The following is a 21,688-nucleotide window of genomic DNA, read 5'->3' on the forward strand; positions in this document are numbered from 1 at the left end:
GATGACCTCGCCGACCGGAAGGAAACTTGGTGTGTCGGCAGCTGCCCTGTGGAAGAGAGGCAGAAGGATAAGGGATACGATGAAAAATAGGTTCAAAGAGGCGGCAATCGCGGCCTTTCTGCATGCTGCTGCTGTTCGGTTCGATGAACGCGGCTGCCGACGCGGTTTCGCAATCCACGAACCAAGCCGCGGCCAAGCCGGCCGCTTCTTCCGGCGCGAGCAGGCAAAAGCGGATTGAGGCAGAGACGGACAGATTAATAAAAGCCAGCAAAAATCCGGGTGATTTTTTGCCCTTTATGTCAATGACAAATCATTGAATCCGCAGGAACACATCACTTTTTTTGAGTTCCGTATCATTTGACAACTATGACGACTATGTCAAGCTGGCCTCTCAACTAACCACTCCCCTGCTGATCAAGCCCGGCGGATTGCCGGATGGCTATGTCTTTTCCAAAGCGGAAGTGGGAAGAGACTGTGAAATCCTGCGTGGATGCCACTAGCGTTGCATAGAACCTGACATGAAGAAGACTTTAAACTCCAGATACGGAACTAATAATCATTATTTATATATATTTACAGTTTCTTTTTTCCTAGCAAAGCCAAAAGTCGATCTCCTCCTAAACCATAGGAACATGTTACCATCAAATGTTAATATGCCATTATTACCTATTTAATCACCACTTTAACGGTCTTACATTGCTTTGGGTGTTTTCGTGGTCGACCACCCTTTCGTTTCTTCCGCCTGCCCTTCGAGTGCTTGGTTGGTTTGCGGTGCAGTGCCATCAAAAATTGATCCCACGTTTTATTCATATAGACCCGAAGCAGCTTTAGAAATGACCATAGCGTTTGAGTGGTGTCAGCCTCCTTCCGGACCAACATGACTAAACCATATGCGATGAAGGCTAAAAAAATCTGGTTCCATACTGCCTCTGGATGGAAACTGTACAAATGGACTAAGCTCATATGTTGCTTCATCCATTTAAAGAATAATTCAATCATCCAGCGGCGCCGATAAATCTCGCAGATTTGGGCTGCGGACTTATCCCAGACATTCGTAAGCACACGGTACTGGCGGTTCTTCTCATCGGTATACTCCACTAACCGGAGCTGGGCTTCTATCACATGGCCTTCTTCATCCTTGTAGCTCACGATCACGTCAGCATCACGCACCACAGGCGTCGTTTCATCGATCTCGTGCTCGCAGATGATCGCCGTCTTGTTGCTTTTCTTAATGCGTGCCACGAAGCGTAGATTATCATCCAGCCACTGCTTATAGTGACCATATGTGATGTACCCGCGATCCAAAACATGAATGGCATCTTTATCGATCACCAGATCCAAAGCCACTTCGCTGTCAGCAACGCCTCGTGTGGAACAAACAATGTTTTCGGGATAGACGGTATCCGGGTCGCAAACAGCAAGTTTGGTGTGGATCTTTACCCCGTTGCTGTGTTTGGAGCAGTAGGCCCATTTTCCAGCGACATCAGGGAGTGTAAGTACCGTTGAATCGACAATGCTCAGTTTCCCGATGCCGGGGATACCCTGCTTCGGATAAAGTTGTTGCAAACGTTGTGTCACTTGAATCCATAGCTGCTGCAACACCGGTAAAGGCAACGCTCTGAGTGTACGTACGAGTTGGGAAGCGCTAATGGATTTCAAGTGGATCGCCTGCTGCAGCTGTTCGTTCGCACGCAACGCGTTGCAGATATCTTCGAGGTCCGTGCGTTTATTCAATTGAGCATCAATGAGTAGTTTGATCGCTCTCACGAGTGTAAACTTTCGTCGATAATTGAAGATTGGGAATTCGTCGTCCGAGAGCTGAATCAAATTTAGGCATTTACAAATGACGGTCTGATCTGGTATATTACCCATGGTCTTTTCTCCTTTTGGTGAGGGAATGGGTAACATGCCTATCCTTCAACATTAGGAGATTTTTTTATGAGTTACCAGATATAATCGATCAATAAATTGAAGAAAAAGTAATTAATGAGAAATATATTTTTCATGTCAGGTTTGGTGCAAGGCTAGTGTTTTAGTCTATGGAACAGTCCGAAATTGATGCCGTTTTGCAGGAATCCCTGTAACGGAGCACACGTCATAAAGGAAAACTGCAGTTTTACAGTTTTTCGGCAAGCTGAGCTGTAAGAAGCAGGGGCGGGGCTGTCTCGCTGCAGCTAAAAAACTACTTATGGGACAGCCCCTTGCCTATCGGTCAATTGCCGGATTGAAGCATCTCGAACACCTGCTGCACGTCCTTGTCTCCGCGTCCCGACAGATTGACGATGATGATCTGATCGCGGCGAGGCTGCGGCGCCAGCTTCAGAGCGTGGGCGACGGCATGGGCGCTCTCCAGCGCCGGAATGACGCCTTCCGTCTTCGACAGCACCTGGAACGCTTCCAGCACTTCCTCGTTCATGACGGTGACATATTATGATCGCCTGGAAATGCTTGACCATCGATTGGAACGGATGCGGGCCTATCGCCGACCCGAGCAGGTAGAACGTGGACTCGTAATTGTCCACGAGATCGTTCAGCGCTTCGTCGACGGCGTCCTTCAAGCGGCCCGATGTCTGTGTGCTCAATGATAACGCCTCCCTGTGCGCCCAGCGCCTATAATTAATTTGATATTTTAACGCATTACCGAACTGACGTTCACGAAAACTTGCTCCGCTTCTCCTGGGGGAAGGGTAAAAAATTCGTCAAATGTGTCATAATCTTAGATGCGGCTCGATTCGTGTTGGAACGTGTCGAGACGAATGGTATAATGAGACCGATGGAAGCGTTACCGCTCGCAAGGCGGCCGCTGAGGGCTGCGCGGGACCGATAGACAGACAGGGCGCAGCCGTACCAGGCATGGAGAAGGTGAGGGAGAAAGTAATGACACGTATAGGAGCGATTGAAGGCGGAGGCACCAAATTTGTCGTCGCCGTCGGCACGCCGGACGGACAGGTAGGAGAGACGGAGACGTTCCCTACGACCACGCCGGAAGAGACGATGGACCGTACTGTGCAGTTTTTTAAGGATAAGGGAGTCGACGCGATCGGCTTCGGGTCGTTCGGCCCGGTGGATCTGAACCCGGCGAGCGCCACCTATGGCCATATCGCCAAGACGCCGAAGCCGCATTGGAGCAGATATGACGTCGTGGGCCATTTGAATCGCCATTTCAACGTGCCGATCGGATTCGATACGGACGTGAACGGAGCCGCGCTGGGCGAAGCGACCTACGGGGCGGCGAAGGGGCTGAGCAGCTGCCTCTATATAACTGTCGGCACCGGCATCGGAGCCGGGGCGGTCGTGGAAGGCAAGCTTGTTCACGGGCTGACTCATCCGGAGATGGGCCATATTTTCGTGAAGCGCCATCCGGAGGATACGTATGCGGGCAAGTGCCCGTATCATCAGGATTGTCTGGAAGGCTTGGCTGCCGGACCGGCGATTGAAGCGCGCTGGGGCGTCAAGGCCTATGAATTGGGCGAAGATCACAAGGCTTGGGAGTTCCAGACGTATTATCTGGCTCAGGCCTTGATGAATTATATTTTGACCATGTCCCCGGAGAAAATCATTCTGGGCGGCGGAGTATCGAAGCAGCTTCATCTCTTCCCGCGCATTCGCGAGGAAGTGAAGCGGCTGCTGAACGGCTATGTGCAGCATCCGGCCGTGTTGGATACGGGCAGCGGCTATATCGTGCCGCCGGGTCTTGGGGATCGCGCAGGAATTACCGGAGCTGTGGCATTAGGAATGCAAGCGCTGAAGCAGCAATAACCGAATCTTCCACCGTCAAGCTCGTCTCGGCCAGCGCAGTGGCGAGCACGACCTTGCGAGTGAAGAGAGGTTGTCCCATAGGTGGAGCGCAAGGAGACGGGCTAGACAGGACAGCAGAGATTAGGAAGGGATAGCAGAGGATGTAGAGGCGGGAAGATAGCGGCGGAAGATGGATGTTGCAATGAAATCCTGCGTTTTTCAGAGTGTTGAGAAAGTCTATGTTAATTACCCATTCACCGCGTTAATTTGGTATAATGTTCTTATCATAATCCATGGAAAGCGTGGTGTTTGTATGCTTTACACGAATGATCCCAACCCACAACTGGACTATGAACTGGTTTGTCTTGAGCATATGGTTGCCCCTGATCACTTGCTTCGTCATATCGATAAACATATTGATTTTACCTTTATTTTGGACCTTGTGCGTCCTTACTACAGCGAGTCGAACGGCCGACCATCTGTGGATCCCATTGTGTTCTTTAAAATGCTGCTGATCGGCTACTTGTATAACATTCGCTCAGAGCGAGAACTGGAGCGAGTCGTCAACGATTCCCTGGCTTTTCGGTGGTTCTTACGGCTCGGGCTTTCCGGCAAAGCGCCTGACCATTCGATCTTTAGCTGGAACCGGAAAAATCGGTTTAAGGATACTACCGTCTTCCAAGATATCTTCGATAATATCGTTCAGCAGGCGATTCAGCACAACATGGTGGGAGGGCGGCTGCTCTTTACCGACTCCACGCATATCAAGGCAAATGCCAATAACGGACGGTACGAGAAACGAGAAGTCACTTGTACGCCTTATGAATATCTCCAAGAGCTGGAGCAAGCCGTGAATGAGGATCGGGTCGCTTTTGGAAAAAAGCCACTGCCTCCCAAAGAGGAGGCCGAAACCAAGGAACAAAAAGTTAGCTTAACAGATCCGGATAGCGGAAACCTGAATCGGGATGGAAAACCGGAAGGGTTTCATTATTTAGATCACCGCACCGTAGATCATAAATACAACGTGATTACGGACTGCTACGTTACGCCTGGAAATGTGAATGATTCGGTTGTTTATGTGGATCGTCTACTACATCAAATAGAGAAGTTTGGCTGGGAAAAGTCGCTGGAGGCCGTTGCACTCGACTCTGGTTACATGACGGCCTATGTTTGTTACCGTACGAACAAATTAAACATCACGGCAGTTATTCCAGAGCGTTCGACCCGTGAACACGGTGTATTTCCCAAAGAGAAATTTCATTATGATGCAGAAAAGAATGTTTTTATCTGTCCAAACCAGCAAGAACTCACGTACCGCACCACAACACGAAAAGGATTCAGAGATTATAAATCCGATCCCAAACAATGCGCTGCCTGTCCATTATTGAGCAAGTGTAACGAGAACAAAAATAAACAACGCACCATACAACGGCATATCTGGGAAGAACACAAAGAGAAAGTAGTTCAAAACTTCCAGAGTGAGAGCGGAAAAGCCGTTTATGCCCTACGCGCCCAAACCATTGAGCGAAGTTTCGCGGATGCCAAAGTGCTCCATGGACTTCGCTATTGCCGGTTTCGGGGAAGAGACAAGGTGCAGGAGCAAGTGCTGATGACAGCCACTGCACAGAACATAAAAAAGATAGCCACACATCTCGCCAGAAGGGTGGGGTAAAGCAAAGACCCCATCACCCCTCCATTCTCTCTCACCAAACACCACTTTTTCCCAGCAAAATGATATTACATTGATATTACTTCGTAAAAAACAGGGGTTTTCCAACAGCCTGGTTTTTGCAGGAATTCCTGTGATGAAGCAAACGTTAGAAGGGAAAACTGCGTTATTGCAGCTTTTTTCGGCAAGCCGAGCCGAGCTTTGAGAAACAGGGGGGTGTCCCGCGGTAGCGAGAACTACTTATGGGACAGCCCCCTGGGTGCGCTTGGAGCGTTCGGAGCAGCTTCCGGAAGCTTGCTGCGGGCCTTGAACGGCACCTTGAACAGGACCTCGGCCGGGATTATGAGCGGGACGATGCGCTGGCGATACGCGAGGCGTCTCTTCGCTAGGGCGCCGGCACGGGAAACGGGCTTGCGCTCCGCTTCATCCCACCCCAAGCGAATAGATAGAACAACCACCGTTGGAGGTTATCTCTGACGGTGGTTGTTTGTTTTATAGAGTAGTTATTCGGCCTAATGCGCGGCCGTCCTTACTTCCGTGGCGGAGCCGTAGATTCGCGTACGATCAGCTTGGTCGGCAGCAGCAGCTCGGTGAAGGGCTCCTCCTTATGCTCCATGCGCCAGAAGAGCCGCTCGACGGCTTTGCGGCCGAACAGGTTCAAATCGACGGCCATCGTAGTCGTCATCGGCGTGGCCAAGCGGGACAACTGCCCGTTATCGAAGCTGCATACCGAGACGTCGTCCGGCACCTGGAACCCTAGCTGATGGAGCGTGGAATTGACGAGGAACCCGAGTCCGTCGTTCACGCAGAACCAGGCTGTCGGTTGAGCGCTCATCGCTTTCATCGTCTCCATGACATAATCGGCCTGTTCAACGGCATCGGTCACGACCCATTCCGGATGGGCTTCTACCCCCATATCGCGCAGGGCAAGCCGGAATCCTTCCAGCCGTTCATAATAGCTGGGCGAGAAATCGATATTGCCGATATATCCGATGCTGCGGTGCCCCAAATCGCACAGATGCTGAACGGCCTCATAAGCGCTGAAGCGATTGTTCGTTAAGATGCAGTCGGCATGAATGGCCGGATGATGATGATCAATGAGCACGGTCGGTATTCCGGTGCCGATCACCGCATTCGTAAAGGCTGTGCTCAAGTGGGACAGAATCAGAATCCCGTCCACGTCTTGATTCTCCAGGAAAGACGGCAATGCCAGCTCAAGCTCCGATTCCTTGTTGATGGATTGGATGAGCAGGTGTTTGCCGCGTCTTCTCGTCTCTTGCTCCACACTCAAATAAATTTCCCCGAAAAAGCTTTTCTGCGCGAACGCGAAATCCGAGGCGATCAAGGCGATATTGCCGGATGGCTCGGATGCTTTCTTTTTCCGTGCGGAGGGGTAGGTATATCCCATTTGTTTTGCTGTCTCGAGGACAAGCCGGCGCGTCTCTTCGCTTACTCCGTCCTTGCCCGACAGGGCTTGCGATACGGAGTTTTTGGAAATATGGAGCCGATCCGCAATGTCCTGCATTGTCACTTTTGCTTTCATCAGCGATCAACACCTCCTTTCAAGCTTGCGTGCTTCCGCGGGTATGTTTTGGAATAATAACCAGTTCAATATTGCATACTACCCGAAGCGGAAATCTTCTCCGCTCAGCAATCGGTTTATATCGTAATTATGCCAGAAAAGATAAGATTACAAAACAACATTACAAAATAATAATAACGTTACTAGAGAAAATAGTAAAGGGATTAAATGATTGGCGAAAAATGTCGAAATATTGGGTTTGCGTGAAAAAACGGATTGACAACCAGCTGACAATTGATTAATAATGTGATTACAAGCGCTTTCAAGTGCGTTTAGTCATTTTATTTGTAACGTTATTAATCTACACTGTCATCTTGAGGTTAACTTACGTCATTAGGAGGAGGTCTTTTTCCATGAAAAAGAAACTGTCAATTCTGCTCATACTCACGATGGTCTTCTCGCTCTTGGCTGCTTGCGCCAAAGGGGAAGCGCCGAATGAGTCGGCAGACGGGGTAACCACCATCGAATTTTGGGCGGCGCCGAATCCGCCGCAGCAAGCGTACTGGATGGAAATGGCCAAAGCATACGAGGCTGTAAATCCGAATGTCAAAATCAATGTCAGCGCCATTAAGGAATCGCCGAGCTCGGAAGCGAGCATTCAGGCGGCGATTGCGGGCGGAAGCGCTCCGGCCATCTCGGAAAATATCAACCGCGGATTCGCCGCCCAGCTGGCCAAGAGCCAGGCGCTCGTTCCGCTTAACACGCTGCCGCAATTCAATGATATCGTATCGGGCCGCAATATGAGCAATACGCTCGAGCCTTGGAAGTTCGCGGACGGCAATCAATACGTGCTGCCGATCTACTCCAATCCGATGCTGTTCGGCTGGCGCATCGACATCTTGAAGGAACTGGGTTATAACGAGCCGCCGAAGACCTACAGCGAAGTGCTGGATGTCGCCAAAAAGCTGAAAGCGAAATATCCGGATAAGTACGTATGGGGCAAGGGCGCCGAACTGGTTGACCCTACGGCGTGGAAGCGCTGGTTCGACTTCTTCATGCTGTATAATGCGGCATCGGACGGCAACAAATTTATTGACGGCGACCAGTTTATCGGGGACGAGGCAGCCGGCGTGAAGATGCTGGAGTTCGTCGACAATCTGCGCAAGGAGAATGCGATTCTGGCGAAGAACGTAACCGATCCGTTCGAGTCGGGCACCTGCATCTTCACGGATCTTGGACCGTGGACGTTCAACTACTGGGCCGAGAAATTCCCGGAAATGAAATTCAACGAGACGTACACGCTTGCGCTTCCTCCGGTGCCGGACGGAATGAACCCGGCCGAAGCGAAGACGTTCTCCGACGCGAAGGGTCTGGTTATCTTCTCCAGCGTGCCGAAGGAACAGCAGGAGGCGGCAGCCGAGTTCATCAAATGGGTGTACTCCGATGCGAAGAACGATGCGGCCTGGTTCGAGAAGACGAACTTGCCTCCGGCGCGCGACGATTTGGCCGAGCTGCCTGAATTCAAGGCTATCATGGAAAAATCGCCTGAGCTTGAATTGTTCGCGAAGTCCGTTCCGCTCGGAATTCCGGCGATTGACAATGCCCGTTACAACGAACTGCAAACGCTGATCGGCCAAGAGGCGTTCAACAAAGTGGTCATGGGCGAAATCGATCCGAAGACGGCCTGGGACAACATGAAGAAGGCGATTGAAGGGGAACTTCAATAATGATAAATAAGAACAACAATCGGTTGGGCTGGTTATTCACCAGTCCCTACCTGATTTATTCGCTTATTTTCTTTTTGGGTCCGCTTATTTGGTCTTTCTTTCTCGCATTCACGAACTGGGACTTAATCGCACCGACTTATGACATCGTAGGGCTGAATAACTTCATGAAGGCTCTGTCTTCGCCAGGCGTGCAGTCGGCCTTCTGGGTGACCTACAAGTTCATGCTGGTATTCGTGCCGCTCGTTACCATTATGTCGCTCGGCGTCGCCGTGCTGGTGCAGGGGCTTCCGAAATTCCGCAGCTTGTATCTCATCGGGTTTTTCCTCCCGTATCTGTCGTCCGGCGTCGTGGCATCGCTTATCGTGAAGGGCTTCCTGTCCTTCAACAGCCCGGTGAACGTCTTCCTGCGCGATACGTTCGGGCTGGATATCAACTGGCTCGGAACACCGCTGTCGGCGCTGTGCATCGTGGCGCTGATCATTGCCTGGAAATTTACCGGCTACTATGCGCTTATTTTGACGTCCGGTCTGGAGAGCATTGACAAGGAAGTATATGAGGCGGCGGCCATCGACGGCGTAACCGATCGCCAGCGCTTCTGGAAGATCACGCTTCCGCTGCTGTACCCTGCGTTGTATACGACGCTCATCCTGTCCTTCGGCGTCACCTTCGGCATCTTTACGGAGGTATACCAATTGACGGGCGGAGGGCCGAATTTCGCCACGAACACGTGGCAGATGGAGATTTACAACCAGGCGTTCAAAAACCTCCAGGCAGGGTATGCTTCCGCTATAGCGATCTTGGCATCCGTGGTCACGTTCATTTCCATCTTCATCATCAAAAAATTGCTGGAAACGTGGGGTAAGCGAAATGGTTGGGTCTAAGCAAAACAACAAGGTCCGTTTGACGGTCCGGTATATCGTTGCGACGCTCCTGCTTCTGGTTATGGTCTACCCGTATTTGTACATGGTATTGAACTCGTTCGCCGACTGGTCGGAGGTCGACCGCAAGCTCGTTCCGGCAAGCTTCTCCCTGAAATCATACGAGTGGCTCTTCACCGGGGGCGAGGCGGGGATCCCGCGTCCGTGGCTGAATGCGTTCCTGAACAGCATTGTCGTCTCGGTCGTGTCGACGGCGCTGATGATGCTCTTTGGCGTCATGGTCGCTTACGCCTTGTCGAAGCTGAACTTCAAGGGGCGGGACACGGTGAACAACTTCGTCCTGTTCCATATGTTTTTTCCGGCGATCATTCTGCTCATCCCGAACTTCCTCGTGATTCAGAAGATCGGCTTGTACGATACGTACTGGGCCATGATTATTCCGAAGGCCGTCAGTCTGTGGGCGATCTTTATGTATACGAACTTTTTCAAGGCGATCCCGACGGTGTTCATCGAGGCGGCGAAGCTGGACGGGGCGTCGGACTTCAAAATTTTGTACCGCATCATGATGCCGATGTCGCGCTCGATTACGGCGGTTATTTTCCTGTTCCTGCTGATGGAGCGGTGGACGGAGCTGCTGTGGGACATGATCGTCGTGCGCAGCGACAATATGCTGACGCTGAACGTGCTCTTGTCGCAAATGTTCGGGCCTTACGGCGGCTATCCGGGTCCGCTGTACGCGGCATCGGTGCTGTTAACGCTGCCGATTATTATCATGTTCCTGGTATTCGGCAAAAAGTTCAAGGAAGGCATGCAATTCAGCCTGAAGTAAGGAGATTGCCAGCATAAGCAATGGGAGTGGAGAGAATGGAAGCACCGTGGTGGAAATCGGCCGTTTTCTATGAAATCTATATGCCGAGCTTCTGCGACGGCAATGGCGACGGCATCGGCGACTTCGCCGGCATGGCGTCGAAGCTGGATGAGCTGGCCGAGCTGGGCGTGAACGGCATCTGGCTGACGCCGTTCTATCCGTCGCCCAAGGTGGATAACGGCTACGATATCGCCGACTATACCGCCATCGATCCCGTTTACGGCACGATGGAAGATTTCGAAGCGTTCCTACGCGAAGCGCATGCCCGCGATATCCGGGTTATCGCCGATCTCGTGCTGAACCATACGTCGTCGGAGCATCCGTGGTTCCGGGAATCCCGGTCGTCGCGCTCGAATCCGAAGCGCGACTGGTACATCTGGAAGGACCCGGTGAACGGCGGGCCACCGAACAATTGGGAATCCTTCTTCGGCGGTCCGGCTTGGGAATTCGATGAAGCGACCCGACAATATTACTATCACGCGTTCGCGAAGGAGCAGGTCGACTTGAACTGGACCAACCCCGAAGTCCGCGCCGCGATGAAGGGCGTTATGGACTTCTGGCTGGATCGGGGGATTGACGGCTTCCGGCTCGATGTCATCAATTTTTTGAAAGTATCCGGGACATTCCCCGACAACCCGTACGATGCGGAGACGGGCGAGCAGCAGCATGTGCATGACAAGGATCAGGAAGGCATCCTGGACGCCATCGCGGAGCTGTCCGCCCACGCGCATGCACGGAAGGGGACGTTCATGGTCGGCGAGGTCGGCTCCGAGGATATGGACGTGCTGCGCCGCTACAGCGGGACGGGCTTGCTGGACGTCGTGTTCAACTTCAATCTCGGCAGCCAGGAGACGTTCTCGCTCGAACGCCTCTATGGCGAATTGAAGAAGATGGAGGCGGCGCATGCTCCCGGCCAGCTTCCGACGCTGTTCTTCAGCAGTCACGACATGCCGCGCCATATTTCCCGGTTCGGGGAAGGCGATCCCGTGCTGGAGGAGCGGCGGGCGAAGCTGATCTCCGCGCTGACGCTCACCGCGAAGGGCGTGCCATTCCTGTATTACGGCGAAGAGATTGGCATGCGCGACTTCGTGGCGGAGACGATCGAAGAGATGCGCGACGTGCAGGGGCTGACGGCTTACCGGCTCGCGCTGGCGGAAGGCTTGGATCCGGAGGAGGCGTTGGAGAAGGCCTTGGCGAAGAGCCGGGACAAATCGCGGACGCCGATGCAGTGGACGGACGAGACCTATGGCGGCTTCTCGGATGCGGCCCCGTGGATCGGCATGGGCCCGCGGCATGACGTGCTGAATGTGCGGACGCAGCGGCGGGATCCGGATTCGATCTATCAATTCTACCGACAGCTTATCGCGCTCCGGCACCGGCATCCGTCGCTGCACGGCGGCGATTATGGGCGGCTGGAACGCCAGGGGGAAGTGCTCCTCTACGTGAAGCGGGCCGCCGGGGAAGAGGCGCTGGTGGCGCTGAACTTCGGGACGGAGCCGTTCGCACTGCCTGTCGGAAGACTGCTGTCGGGGCCGTTCCGCTTCGTCTTGTCCAGCCGCCGGGAGACGGACGGCGCCCATGAACCGTTCCTCCTGGGTCCGCAGGAAGCGGCCATTTGGATCAGCGAGAACTCATCAGTGAAGGAGACGTGCCATACATGACAGGGAACCAAGGCAGCGCAATCCCATGCGCGGCACTGCTGAAGCAATACATGACGCGCAGCCCGTTGGCGGCGAACGCGGAGAAGTTGAAGTTTACCGGCGTCGGCAGCAAGGATGTATACAATATTACCGCTCCGTTCGAAGACGAGGGGGAGCCGGTCATCGCCGGACGCGTCGAATCGCGTGACAGCGAGCATTCCGAGGTCCATTTCTTCGTCGAACGGAACGGGGAATGGGCGCCGCGGGAAGGCGCGCCGACATTCGAGCTGCAGGACCCGTTCCAGACCCGGATCGGAGGCGAGCTCGTGCTTGGCGGCGTGCAGATTTATCCGCACCCGACGCAGGCGAACGCGCTGATGTGGCGCACGGTGTTCTACAAAGGGAAGAGCATCGCCGATCTGAAGCCGTTCTTCACCGGCCCGGACGGCATGAAGGATCTGCGGCTGGTCGAGCTTCTGGACGGAAGCATCGGCGTCTTTACCCGCCCGCAGGGAGAGAAGGGCGGCCGCGGCAAAATCGGATTTACCCGCGTGGAGCGGTTGGAGGATTTATCGATTGAGCTGATTGACAACGCTCCGCTCTTGGAAGGGCAATTCATCGACGAGGAATGGGGAGGCGCGAACGAAGCGCATCTGCTGAGCAACGGCCGCATCGGCGTGCTGGGACATATCGCGTGCTTCGATGAACAAGGCGACCGCCATTATTATCCGATGGCGTTCGCGCTCGATCCGGCCACCGGCGAGCATACCGCCATCGAGCTCATCGCCGTGCGGGATCGCTTCCTGCCGGGCGCAGCGAAGCGTTCCGATCTCGTGGATGTCGTATTCAGCGGCGGCCTCGTGCGCAATGATGACGGGACGGCGGTCCTGTATGCAGGCATAAGCGATGCAGAGGCGCATCGCCTGACGATTGCCGATCCGTTCCTGAAGTTCGAACAGGCATAATCGCAGATATTATTTTACAGCTTAAGTCCAGCGGTATGATGTCAAGTCCCTGATTGATGAGAATTGGAAAATTTCCTTGGCGTGCAGCAGGATCAATCCCAAAAAAGGCATCACCAAACTAGACCCAGTCGAAAATTAAGTAAAATACCATAATTTAACTGGGAATTAGAGAAGAAAATTCATGAGCCAAGGCATTATTGCTCTGTCGGCTTCACCTTCCTTCTGGGCGTATAGAGTTGGTCGTTGCGTAGCAGCACATCGACCAGACGCACAAGTTTTCTTGCCGTTAAGACGAGGGCACGTTTGTGTTGATGCTTAGGGACATCATTGAATTTCTTCCGGTAGTACTCCCCGAATTCCGGGTCGCGGTTTTTTACCGAGTTGGCAGCTTCAACAAGGTAGTAGCGAAGGAATCGGTTGCCGGAACGAATGCGCTTTGTATCTTCCGCCTCGAAGGAGCCGGATTGGTGCTTGCGCCACGTCAGACCCGCATACTTGGCCAAGGCGGCTTGATCCGTGAAGCGGTCGATGTCGCCGATCTCGGCCAGGATGCCTGCGGCATAGACCCGATCAATGCCCGGAATGGAACGGAGGCACTGGCTGCTGGAAATGCCGTCTAAAATGCGCTCAATCGCCTTGTCGAGCTCTTTAAGCTGACTCTGGATGCTCCGGATCGACTGAATTGAGGTGCCCAGCACCAAATCAATGGAATCCTCGACAACCTTCGAGAGACGGTACGAGGCCCGAGCCGCCTTTTGAATACAGCGGGCGACGTGTTCGGGATCGGGGAAACGATTTCTCCCCTTGTCCTTGAGATAGTCAGCCAAACGGGCGACATCCATATTCGCCATCTCATCCAGACTATACTTTTCCGAGAGCATTTCCATGATGGCATGGCCGAACACGGAACTGTCCACCTCCGCGCGAAAAGCATTGCACTTGTAGAACAGATTTTGCAAAAAGTATTGCTTCTCGCGGGTAAGGTTGTGTACGAGATGGAATCGCATGCGAGTGAGCCGCTGCAAGGCGATGTACTGTTCCTGCATCACGATAGTCGTCGTGAGTCTGCCAAAACGCAGGCGGTCTGCAATGATCCAGGCATCGATGCGATCGGTTTTGTCCAGGTCGGCATAAGCGTCTTTGAATTTGTTAATCAGCTTCGGATTAATGGTGAACACCTTGGCATTCAATTGTTGAAGGGCCTCATCTTCATGCAAGTACATGGCTGGATGCCAGCTGTAGACGGATGTGGCTTCAAGCCCGATATGAACCTCAGAGCAGGCTGTCTTGACCGCAGCAGAAATGATGCGATCCCGCAAGTAAGAGGCGCCGTGCAGATTGTTGGTGGTCTTGAAGGTCTCCAGGGTGTCGCCATCCGATTTCATCAAACAGGCTTCCAGTTCTTCGGAACTGACGTCAATACCGACAAAAAGCTTCAAGAGAATTCCTCCTTTCTATAAGGGATTCAGGGAACGGACTCTCCGGACTGTCTCCGGCGCACTCGCCGATCAATCACCCTCGCATATGAGAACACGCTTCGGTTCATGAGCTGCCCCGACGCTGCTACAGTCGGGCATGAGTTGCCGAAGGGAACAGCCAGCGGGTAAGAAGTGCAAGCGAGTACCGGAGAAACAGACTTAAAAAGTAGATTGGACTACAGGAGGGAGACGAATTTCCCCGAATGGAACCCTAAGTTCCATTGTCCAGAGACATTCCGGAAAGTCCAGTCCCCATATTAATTTTCAATGTGCAAGCTGGAAATTTTGAAGGCATTCTATGTTCCTATAAAGGACTGGAAAAAGACTCAAAACTGCCTTCAGGAAATACTATACGAGGAGTTTACAGCATGAATATATATCGGTATGAAGAAAATCCGCTCATTACGCCGGCTGATGTCAAGCCGCATCGCCCCGACTTCGAGGTGATCGGCGCGTTCAATGCGGGCGTCGCGACTTATAACGGCGAAGTGTTGCTGCTGCTCCGCGTAGCCGAGCGCCCGATCAGCAACGACCCGAACATCGTGAAGGCGCCCGTGTTCAACCCGGAGACGAAGGAGCTGGACATCATTGAGCTTCGCGCGGACGACGAACGTTACGATTTCTCCGATCCGCGGGTTATCCGCAACAAGTCGCAAAGCGCCACGTTCGAATATTTGACCTCCATCTCCTATATTCGCATTGCCCGGAGCAAGGACGGGCACCGCTTCACGATAGACGAGAAGCCATTCGTCTATCCATCGACGGAATTGGAGACGTTCGGCATCGAGGATCCGCGCGTGACGCAGATCGGTGACACGTATTACATTTATTTCTCGGCCGTATCTCCGGTCGGCGTCGGGGAGTCGATGGTATCGACGAAGGATTTCGTCAATGTGACGCATCACGGCATGATTTTCAGCCCGGATAATAAGGATGTCCTCATTTTCCCGGAGAAAATCAACGGCAAATATTATGCGCTGCACCGCCCGACGACGAAAAGCATCGGCAACCCCGAAATCTGGATCGCCGAGTCGGATAACTTGCTCTATTGGGGCAATCACCGTCATCTGCTTGGCTTGCGACCGGGCATGTGGGACAGCGGCCGCATGGGCGGCGGAGCCGTGCCGTTCAAGACGGAGAAGGGCTGGCTCGAGCTGTACCATGGCGCGACGAAGGAGCACCGCTACTGCATGGGCGCCGTGCTGCTGGACCTGAACGATCCGGCGAAGGTCATCGCCCGCTCCGAGCGGCCGGTGATGGAGCCGGAAGCGGATTACGAGAAGAACGGCTTCTTTGGCGATGTCGTCTTTTCTTGCGGCGCCATCGTGGAAGGCGATACGGTCAAGATGTACTATGGCGTAGCGGATACATCGATGGCCTGCGCGGAGCTGAGCATCAAGGAAATTTTGGAGAGCTTGACCTATTTCGACGAATAAAAAGCAGCAGAGACAGGGAGACGCCAAGGCCGGGAGGTCTTGGCGTTTTCTGGATAGGAGCGCGACATGAGACTGAACGAGAACTGGAAGCTGCGCGATTTCAATATCGGCGAGGCGCGCGATTTGGAGGTGGCTTCTCCCGAGTATATCGATTATTTCTGGATGACGGCGAAGGTGCCGGGGGATGTGCATACGACGCTGATACAGAAGGGCATTATCGAGGATCCGTTCTATGGGCATAACGATCAGAAATGCCGCTGGGTCGAGGAGAAGGTGTGGTGGTACCGCACGACGTTTCATTGGGACGGGCAGTTGGAGGACATGGAGCGGAGGAGCTTGTCTTTGAAGGGCTCGATACGTTCGCGACCGTGTATTTGAACGGGGTCGAATTGGGCTCCACGGACAATATGTTCATCAGCCATTCGTTCGAGGTGACGCGGGAGCTGAACAAGGGCAAGAACGTCCTCGCGGTCAAGCTGGATCCGGTTCACCTGCATGTACAGAGCAAGATGCAATATTATTGGTCCGGCTTCAGCAAAAAAAGGATATGGACGCGCAAGGCGCAAAGCCACTACGGCTGGGACTGGGGGCCGCGGCTCGTGTGCGCGGGAATATGGAAGGATGTCCATCTGGTGAAGCGGCGCCGTGCGTATGTCGACAATGTGTTCGCTCATACGGTGGAGGTTAAGGATGGCGAGGCGATGATCGAGGTGGCGGTCGAGGCCCGGGTATTCGACCGCCGCGGCGCTTGTGCCGCGGAAGTGGCCTTGCTGGACGTCGAAGGCAGGCAGGTGGCGGGGCAGACGTTCGTGCTTGATCGCAGCCTGGGCTTCATGCCGGACGGTGCTATCTGTGCGCATGGCCTGTCCGGCCGCGCACGTCTCCGGGTGCCCAATCCGCGGCTGTGGTGGACGCATGATCTGGGCGAGCCCTATTTGTACAGGCTGGAAGTGACGCTGCGGAGCGGCGGCGATGCCGTGGATGAGCGGCAGCAGCGCTTCGGCATCCGGACACTGGAGCTGATGCTGCATGACGAGGAAGGGCAGCATGCGTTCACGTTCGTGCTCAACGGGGTGAAGCTGTTCGCGAAGGGCGCGAACTGGATCCCGATCGACAGCTTCATTGCGGCGGTGCCGGACGAGCGTTATTCGCGGTATATCCGGATGGCGCAGGAAGCCAATATGAATATGCTGCGCGTCTGGGGCGGCGGCATTTATGAGCGGGATATTTTTTATGAGGAGTGCGATCGGCTCGGGCTGCTGGTCTGGCAGGACTTCATGTTCGCCTGCGCCCTCTATCCGGACTATAACCGCAACTTCATGGATAATGTGTGGCGGGAGATCGAGCAGGTCGTCAAGCGGCTGCGCAGCCGGACCTGTCTCGCTCTCTGGTGCGGCAATAACGAGAACGACTGGCTGTATGAAGCGCTGCATTCGAGCGGCGACATCCCGCATCCGTTCTATGGAGAGAAAATATACCACGAGCTGATGCCGGCCCTGCTGGAGACGCTCGATCCGACGCGCATGTTCTGGCCGAGCTCACCTTACGGGGGCAATGATCACAACTCGCGCGAGGTGGGCGATACGCATAATTGGCAGGTATGGCATGGCAACATCGAGCCGCGGGTCTTCGGCGAGCCGCAGGTGCAGGACTATAGCGTCGAAGGGCTGTCGTTCAAAAAATTCAAGGGCGACACGACGAAATTCGCCAGCGAATTCGGCATGCATGCCTCCTCGAACCGCTACACGCTGCAGCGCAACATACCGGAGAGCCAGTTCCGCTGGGGCAGCGACGAGATGATGTACCGCAACAAGGATATCCATCATCCGAAGGGCATCCTGCTGATGGAAGGCTATACCGGGGCTCCTGCGAATATGGAAGAGTACATCAATTATTCGATGCTGACGCAGGCCGAAGGGCTCAAATACGGCATCGAGCATTACCGCCGCCGCAAGCCGGATACGAGCGGCGCGTTGTTCTGGCAGTTGAACGATTGCTGGCCCGGCACGAGCTGGTCGGTCATCGACTATTACGGGCTGCCCAAGGCGGCGTATCATTATGCGCGGAAGTTCTATGCGCCGGTGCTGCTGACGGCGGATCACGATCCGGGCCAGGGGCTGCATCTGTGGGCGCTCAACGACCGGCTGGAGTCTTATGAAGATCAGGTCCGGCTGGCCGTGTACCGGATGGATGGAACGAAGCTGTATGAGCGCGAATACGAGATATGCCTGGAGCCGAATGGCAAAAGGGAGCTGGATGCGCTGACCGAAGCGGAGCTGACGAACGGAGCGGATCCGTCGGAGGTAGTGTGTGTCATCTCGTCCGGAAGCGGCCTCACGGAAGATAATTATGTGTACTTGCGCGACTATAAGGAGATGCGCTTCGAGCCGGCGAGCCTCCGGATCGGCGTGGACGAGGAGGCCGGCATCATCCGTATCGAGACGGACCGGGCGGTCCGCATGGTCAAGATCGAGCTGGATGAGGCGTGGATTGCGGCGAGCGACAACTTCTTCGATCTGCTGCCCGGGCGAACGAAGGAGATTCGGATCTCGCAGGCGGAAGGCAAGCCGATTCCGTGGGCGACGCTGCGCGTCACGGCCTTGAATTCGTCCGGCAGCCGTGAACGGTGACGGTGGAGAGACGCGGGCTGCCGGGTCGCCATCTGCGAGCAGATGGAGGATCCGTCGCGAGCGGCCCAGGGATGGAGAAGGAGATTAATCATACGGGAAAAGGGATGAGGAGCATGAAAGCGGCAGTACTGCGCGGAACGAAAATGATGGAGGTAACGGAATGGGCCGAGCGCGCGCCCGGCAAGGACGAGGTGAGGCTGCGCGTCGTCTGCTGCGGCATTTGCGGCACTGACCAGCATATCTACCACGGCCATCCGGGATCGGCGGAGGTGAAGCCGCCGATCGTGCTCGGCCATGAGCTGGCCGGCATCGTCGACGCCGTGGGGGAGGCGGTCGCGGAGCTGCGCCCGGGCGACCGGGTGTCTGTCGACCCGAATATCTATTGCGGGGCGTGCGAATATTGCCGGGGCGGCCGGGCCCACTTGTGCGATCGGCTGCAGGCCGTCGGCGTGACGAGGGACGGCGGGATGGGCCAATACTGCGTAGTGCCGGCAGCCAACTGCTACAAGCTGCCCGACCCGGTGAGCTGGGTCGAGGGGGCGATGGCCGAGCCGCTCGGCTGCGTGCTCCACGGCTTCAAGAAGCTGGAGCTGCGGGCGAATCAGCATGTGCTGATTATCGGGGGCGGCTTCATCGGCCAGTTGTTCCTGCAGCTCGCCGCGGCCGCGGGCGTCGCGCGCATTACCGTAAGCGAACCGGCTGCGCACAAGCACGGGATATTGCGGGAGCTGGGCGCCGAAGCCGTCGTCTCGCCGCTGGAGGCAGGCGCAGCGGACGAGCTGCGCAGCACGGCCGATGTCGTAATCGAGTGCGCCGGCCGCCCGGAGTCCGTGGAGCTGGCCTTGGAGGCGGCCCGCAAGGGCGGGCAGGTTCTGCTCTTCGGCGTCGCTTCTCCGGAGGCGCGGGCCAGCCTGTCGCCATTCGAGGTGTTCAACAAGGAGCTGCGCATCATGGGCTATCATTCCCTCGTGCTCAGGCATGAATCGGGGCATGATGACTAAATAGGGGTGTAACGAAGAGGAGGCCAATCATGGAAAAGCAATTTACGATAAAAAATCCGCAAGGCGTGCATGCGCGTCCGGCGGGAGCCATTATGAAAAAAGCCGCCGAGTTCCCGGATTCGCTAGTGTCACTGGAGTTCAACGGCGGCAAAGTAAGCGCAAAAAGCATCACGGGCGTGTTGACGCTCGGCCTGAAGGCCGGCGACCAAGCCGGGCAGGCGATTGATGCCGTGGGGGCGGTGCTGGAATCCGTTTTCGATTAATGACCGTCTTCAGGGCTCTTCGCGTAGCTTCGCTTGGTATTCGGGACCATGGCGCGGGGCGGTTCCGGACGCAAGTCCGCTTGCATGTATAGTGCCTGAACTGATTGGAAATGGTAACAACAGGTTTTTCATGCACTTTGCTCATCTGTACATCGATAGGAGTTGACTTCCATGCTTAACATGTTTAAATCGATTTTCGGCGTTCTGCAAAAGGTCGGCAAGGCGCTTATGCTGCCGGTCGCCATTCTGCCGGCGGCCGGCATCCTGCTCGGAATCGGCAACGCGCTGGGCAATCCGGATCTGATCGCGCGCTTTCCGGTGCTGGGCACCGGCGCTGTCAGCCTTATCTCCAGCGTGATGGAGCAAGCCGGGGGCATTGTATTTGACAACCTGTCCCTGCTATTCGCCGTCGGGGTCGCCATCGGTCTCGCCGGAGGGGAGGGGGTCGCGGGGCTTGCCGCCATCGTCGGTTATTTCGTCATGAACGTGACGATGAAAGTGATGATGGATGTGACGCCGGAGATGGTGCAGACCGACTTCGCCTATGCGAACGTTCAAGGCGTGCCGACGCTGCAGACGGGCGTCTTCGGCGGTATTATTATAGGTATTACGGCGGCAATGCTATATAAGCGCTTCTTCAAGATCGAGATGCCTTCCTATCTCGGCTTCTTTGCGGGTAAGCGTTTTGTCCCGATTATTACGGCCGTCACCTCGCTTGTTATCGGTATTCTGATGGTGTTCATCTGGCCGCCGATCCAGAGCGGCCTGAATGCATTCTCCCACTCGCTCATCGACTCGAACCGATCGCTGGCGGCCTTCATCTTTGGCATCTGCGAACGGGCGCTGATTCCATTTGGGCTGCATCATATCTTTTATTCGCCTTTCTGGTTCGAATTCGGGGAATATGTGAGCAAGGCGGGCGATCTTATCCGGGGGGATCAGAAAATCTTCTTCGCACAGCTTAAAGACGGCGTTGAATTGACGGCGGGGACGTTCATGACGGGGAAATACCCATTCATGATGTTCGGTCTGCCAGCGGCTGCCCTAGCCATATATCATGAAGCGCGCCCGGAGAATAAGAAGCTTGTAGCCGGGCTGATGGGATCGGCCGCCTTGACGTCCTTCCTGACCGGCATTACGGAGCCGCTGGAATTTTCCTTCCTGTTTGTGGCGCCGCTTCTCTTCGCCGTTCATGTCGTGTTCGCGGGCTTGTCCTTCCTGACGATGCACCTGCTCGGCGTCAAAATCGGAATGACGTTTTCCGGAGGCTTCATCGATTACTTGCTGTTCGGCGTGCTGCAGAACCGGACGCCGTATTGGCTCGTCATTCTGGTTGGATTGGTGCTGGCGCTGATTTACTACTTCGGCTTCCGCTTCGCCATCCGCACCTTCAACCTCCGCACGCCGGGAAGGGAAGCGGCGGCGCCTGCTGCTGCGGCCAAGCCGGAAGCGGCGGCGGGAGAATTGCCGCGCGGTATCCTGACGGCGCTTGGGGGCAAAGCCAACATTGCATCCCTGGATGCCTGCATTACGCGCCTGCGCGTGCAGGTCAAGGATAAGGGCAATGTGAATAAGGAGCGCCTGAAGGAACTGGGCGCCTCGGGCGTGCTGGAGGTCGGCAACAACGTGCAGGCCATCTTCGGAACCCGTTCCGAGACGATTAAGCATCAGATTCATGAAATCATCAAGCAAGAGGACATGGAACTGGACGGAGCCGAACCGGAGGAAGACAAGGAGTCCGGGAAGCGTACGGACGGCAGCCATGACGACAACGAGTAGAACGGATATATGGAGAGCGGGTGTTATTTACCGCTCTCTTTTTTTATAGCCGAACAGAATAAATGGCGATTGTAAGTGTCTTCCACTGGTTTGC

The 21,688-nt window shown here is 54.9% G+C and carries 15 protein-coding genes and 3 pseudogenes; 13 read left to right on the top strand and 5 right to left on the bottom strand.

The window, feature by feature from the left end; translation table 11 throughout:
- The first annotated feature begins 79 nt into the window (after positions 1-79).
- Positions 80-238: a hypothetical protein gene (locus OCY70_RS31355; RefSeq protein ID WP_213430512.1), complete on the top strand. Its 159-nt coding sequence runs from the start codon at positions 80-82 to the stop codon at positions 236-238.
- A gap of 428 nt (positions 239-666) precedes the next feature.
- Here OCY70_RS31355 and OCY70_RS31360 read toward each other — a convergent pair whose 3' ends face one another.
- Entirely contained in the window at positions 667-1,872 is a 1,206-nt protein-coding gene (locus OCY70_RS31360; RefSeq protein WP_261944490.1) for an IS4 family transposase, read from the bottom strand.
- 340 nt (positions 1,873-2,212) lie between these two features.
- Positions 2,213-2,564: pseudogene (locus tag OCY70_RS31365) on the bottom strand (hypothetical protein); the annotation flags it as partial.
- A gap of 313 nt (positions 2,565-2,877) precedes the next feature.
- On the opposite strand from OCY70_RS31365, the gene OCY70_RS31370 reads away from it, so the two are divergent.
- Positions 2,878-3,759 (top strand): ROK family protein, encoded by an 882-nt coding sequence (locus tag OCY70_RS31370; protein ID WP_213431469.1) that lies wholly within the window; start codon positions 2,878-2,880, stop codon positions 3,757-3,759.
- 292 nt (positions 3,760-4,051) lie between these two features.
- Complete coding sequence (locus OCY70_RS31375; RefSeq protein ID WP_261944512.1) at positions 4,052-5,410, top strand: IS1182 family transposase; 1,359 nt, start codon at positions 4,052-4,054, stop codon at positions 5,408-5,410.
- 233 nt (positions 5,411-5,643) lie between these two features.
- On the opposite strand, the gene OCY70_RS31380 is transcribed toward OCY70_RS31375, so the two are convergent.
- Entirely contained in the window at positions 5,644-5,865 is a 222-nt protein-coding gene (locus tag OCY70_RS31380) for a hypothetical protein (protein ID WP_213431130.1), read from the bottom strand.
- A 71-nt stretch (positions 5,866-5,936) separates the two neighbouring features.
- A complete protein-coding gene (locus tag OCY70_RS31385) occupies positions 5,937-6,950 on the bottom strand; it encodes a LacI family DNA-binding transcriptional regulator (protein WP_213431129.1) in 1,014 nt (337 codons plus the stop codon).
- 392 nt (positions 6,951-7,342) lie between these two features.
- Here OCY70_RS31385 and OCY70_RS31390 point away from each other — a divergent pair, with 392 nt between their 5' ends.
- Genes OCY70_RS31390 through OCY70_RS31410 form a run of 5 tightly spaced genes read left to right on the top strand, consistent with a single transcriptional unit; the run spans position 7,343 to position 13,007 of the window.
- Complete coding sequence (locus tag OCY70_RS31390) at positions 7,343-8,656, top strand: ABC transporter substrate-binding protein (protein ID WP_213431128.1); 1,314 nt, start codon at positions 7,343-7,345, stop codon at positions 8,654-8,656.
- Between the two features lie 2 nt (positions 8,657-8,658).
- The gene (locus OCY70_RS31395) at positions 8,659-9,537 is read left to right on the top strand and encodes a carbohydrate ABC transporter permease (RefSeq protein ID WP_249725631.1); all 879 of its coding nucleotides are present in this window, start codon (positions 8,659-8,661) and stop codon (positions 9,535-9,537) included.
- Entirely contained in the window at positions 9,524-10,363 is an 840-nt protein-coding gene (locus OCY70_RS31400) for a carbohydrate ABC transporter permease (protein ID WP_213431126.1), read from the top strand. Before OCY70_RS31395 ends, OCY70_RS31400 begins: the two co-directional genes overlap by 14 nt.
- Before the next feature lie 35 nt (positions 10,364-10,398).
- The gene (locus OCY70_RS31405; protein WP_213431125.1) at positions 10,399-12,063 is read left to right on the top strand and encodes an alpha-glucosidase; all 1,665 of its coding nucleotides are present in this window, start codon (positions 10,399-10,401) and stop codon (positions 12,061-12,063) included.
- On the top strand, positions 12,060-13,007 hold the full coding sequence (locus tag OCY70_RS31410; protein WP_213431124.1) for an MTP-1 family protein: 948 nt from the start codon (positions 12,060-12,062) through the stop codon (positions 13,005-13,007). Before OCY70_RS31405 ends, OCY70_RS31410 begins: the two co-directional genes overlap by 4 nt.
- Before the next feature lie 194 nt (positions 13,008-13,201).
- Here OCY70_RS31410 and OCY70_RS31415 read toward each other — a convergent pair whose 3' ends face one another.
- Entirely contained in the window at positions 13,202-14,446 is a 1,245-nt protein-coding gene (locus OCY70_RS31415; RefSeq protein ID WP_261948872.1) for an IS110 family transposase, read from the bottom strand.
- Between the two features lie 407 nt (positions 14,447-14,853).
- Between OCY70_RS31415 and OCY70_RS31420 the strand changes: the two genes are divergently transcribed.
- The 5 genes and pseudogenes from OCY70_RS31420 to ptsG all read left to right on the top strand — a co-directional run.
- Positions 14,854-15,921 (top strand): BtaManbiosPhlase, encoded by a 1,068-nt coding sequence (locus tag OCY70_RS31420; protein ID WP_213427971.1) that lies wholly within the window; start codon positions 14,854-14,856, stop codon positions 15,919-15,921.
- A 66-nt stretch (positions 15,922-15,987) separates the two neighbouring features.
- Positions 15,988-18,551, top strand: a pseudogene (locus OCY70_RS31425) (beta-mannosidase).
- Positions 18,552-18,664: 113 nt separating this feature from the next.
- On the top strand, positions 18,665-19,552 hold the full coding sequence (locus OCY70_RS31430) for a zinc-dependent alcohol dehydrogenase family protein (RefSeq protein WP_261948873.1): 888 nt from the start codon (positions 18,665-18,667) through the stop codon (positions 19,550-19,552).
- Between the two features lie 29 nt (positions 19,553-19,581).
- Entirely contained in the window at positions 19,582-19,815 is a 234-nt protein-coding gene (locus OCY70_RS31435) for an HPr family phosphocarrier protein (protein WP_213427970.1), read from the top strand.
- 180 nt (positions 19,816-19,995) lie between these two features.
- Positions 19,996-21,570 (top strand): annotated as a pseudogene (gene ptsG / locus OCY70_RS31440) (glucose-specific PTS transporter subunit IIBC); the annotation flags it as partial.
- Between the last annotated feature and the right edge of the window lie 118 nt (positions 21,571-21,688).

It is taken from the genome of Paenibacillus melissococcoides, from assembly GCA_944800085.1.
GTDB classification, from domain to species: Bacteria; Bacillota; Bacilli; order Paenibacillales; family Paenibacillaceae; genus Paenibacillus_B; species Paenibacillus_B melissococcoides.

What these genes read in the sequence shown, in the direction of transcription:
- OCY70_RS31390 (WP_213431128.1), top strand. Translation starts at nt 7,343, where the DNA reads ATGAAAAAGAAACTGTCAATTCTGCTCATACTCACGATGGTCTTCTCG.
- OCY70_RS31355 (WP_213430512.1), top strand. Translation starts at nt 80, where the DNA reads ATGAAAAATAGGTTCAAAGAGGCGGCAATCGCGGCCTTTCTGCATGCT.
- OCY70_RS31405 (WP_213431125.1), top strand. Translation starts at nt 10,399, where the DNA reads ATGGAAGCACCGTGGTGGAAATCGGCCGTTTTCTATGAAATCTATATG.
- OCY70_RS31400 (WP_213431126.1), top strand. Translation starts at nt 9,524, where the DNA reads ATGGTTGGGTCTAAGCAAAACAACAAGGTCCGTTTGACGGTCCGGTAT.
- OCY70_RS31360 (WP_261944490.1), bottom strand. Translation starts at nt 1,872, where the DNA reads ATGGGTAATATACCAGATCAGACCGTCATTTGTAAATGCCTAAATTTG.
- OCY70_RS31435 (WP_213427970.1), top strand. Translation starts at nt 19,582, where the DNA reads ATGGAAAAGCAATTTACGATAAAAAATCCGCAAGGCGTGCATGCGCGT.
- OCY70_RS31375 (WP_261944512.1), top strand. Translation starts at nt 4,052, where the DNA reads ATGCTTTACACGAATGATCCCAACCCACAACTGGACTATGAACTGGTT.
- OCY70_RS31410 (WP_213431124.1), top strand. Translation starts at nt 12,060, where the DNA reads ATGACAGGGAACCAAGGCAGCGCAATCCCATGCGCGGCACTGCTGAAG.
- OCY70_RS31370 (WP_213431469.1), top strand. Translation starts at nt 2,878, where the DNA reads ATGACACGTATAGGAGCGATTGAAGGCGGAGGCACCAAATTTGTCGTC.
- OCY70_RS31420 (WP_213427971.1), top strand. Translation starts at nt 14,854, where the DNA reads ATGAATATATATCGGTATGAAGAAAATCCGCTCATTACGCCGGCTGAT.
- OCY70_RS31430 (WP_261948873.1), top strand. Translation starts at nt 18,665, where the DNA reads ATGAAAGCGGCAGTACTGCGCGGAACGAAAATGATGGAGGTAACGGAA.
- OCY70_RS31385 (WP_213431129.1), bottom strand. Translation starts at nt 6,950, where the DNA reads ATGAAAGCAAAAGTGACAATGCAGGACATTGCGGATCGGCTCCATATT.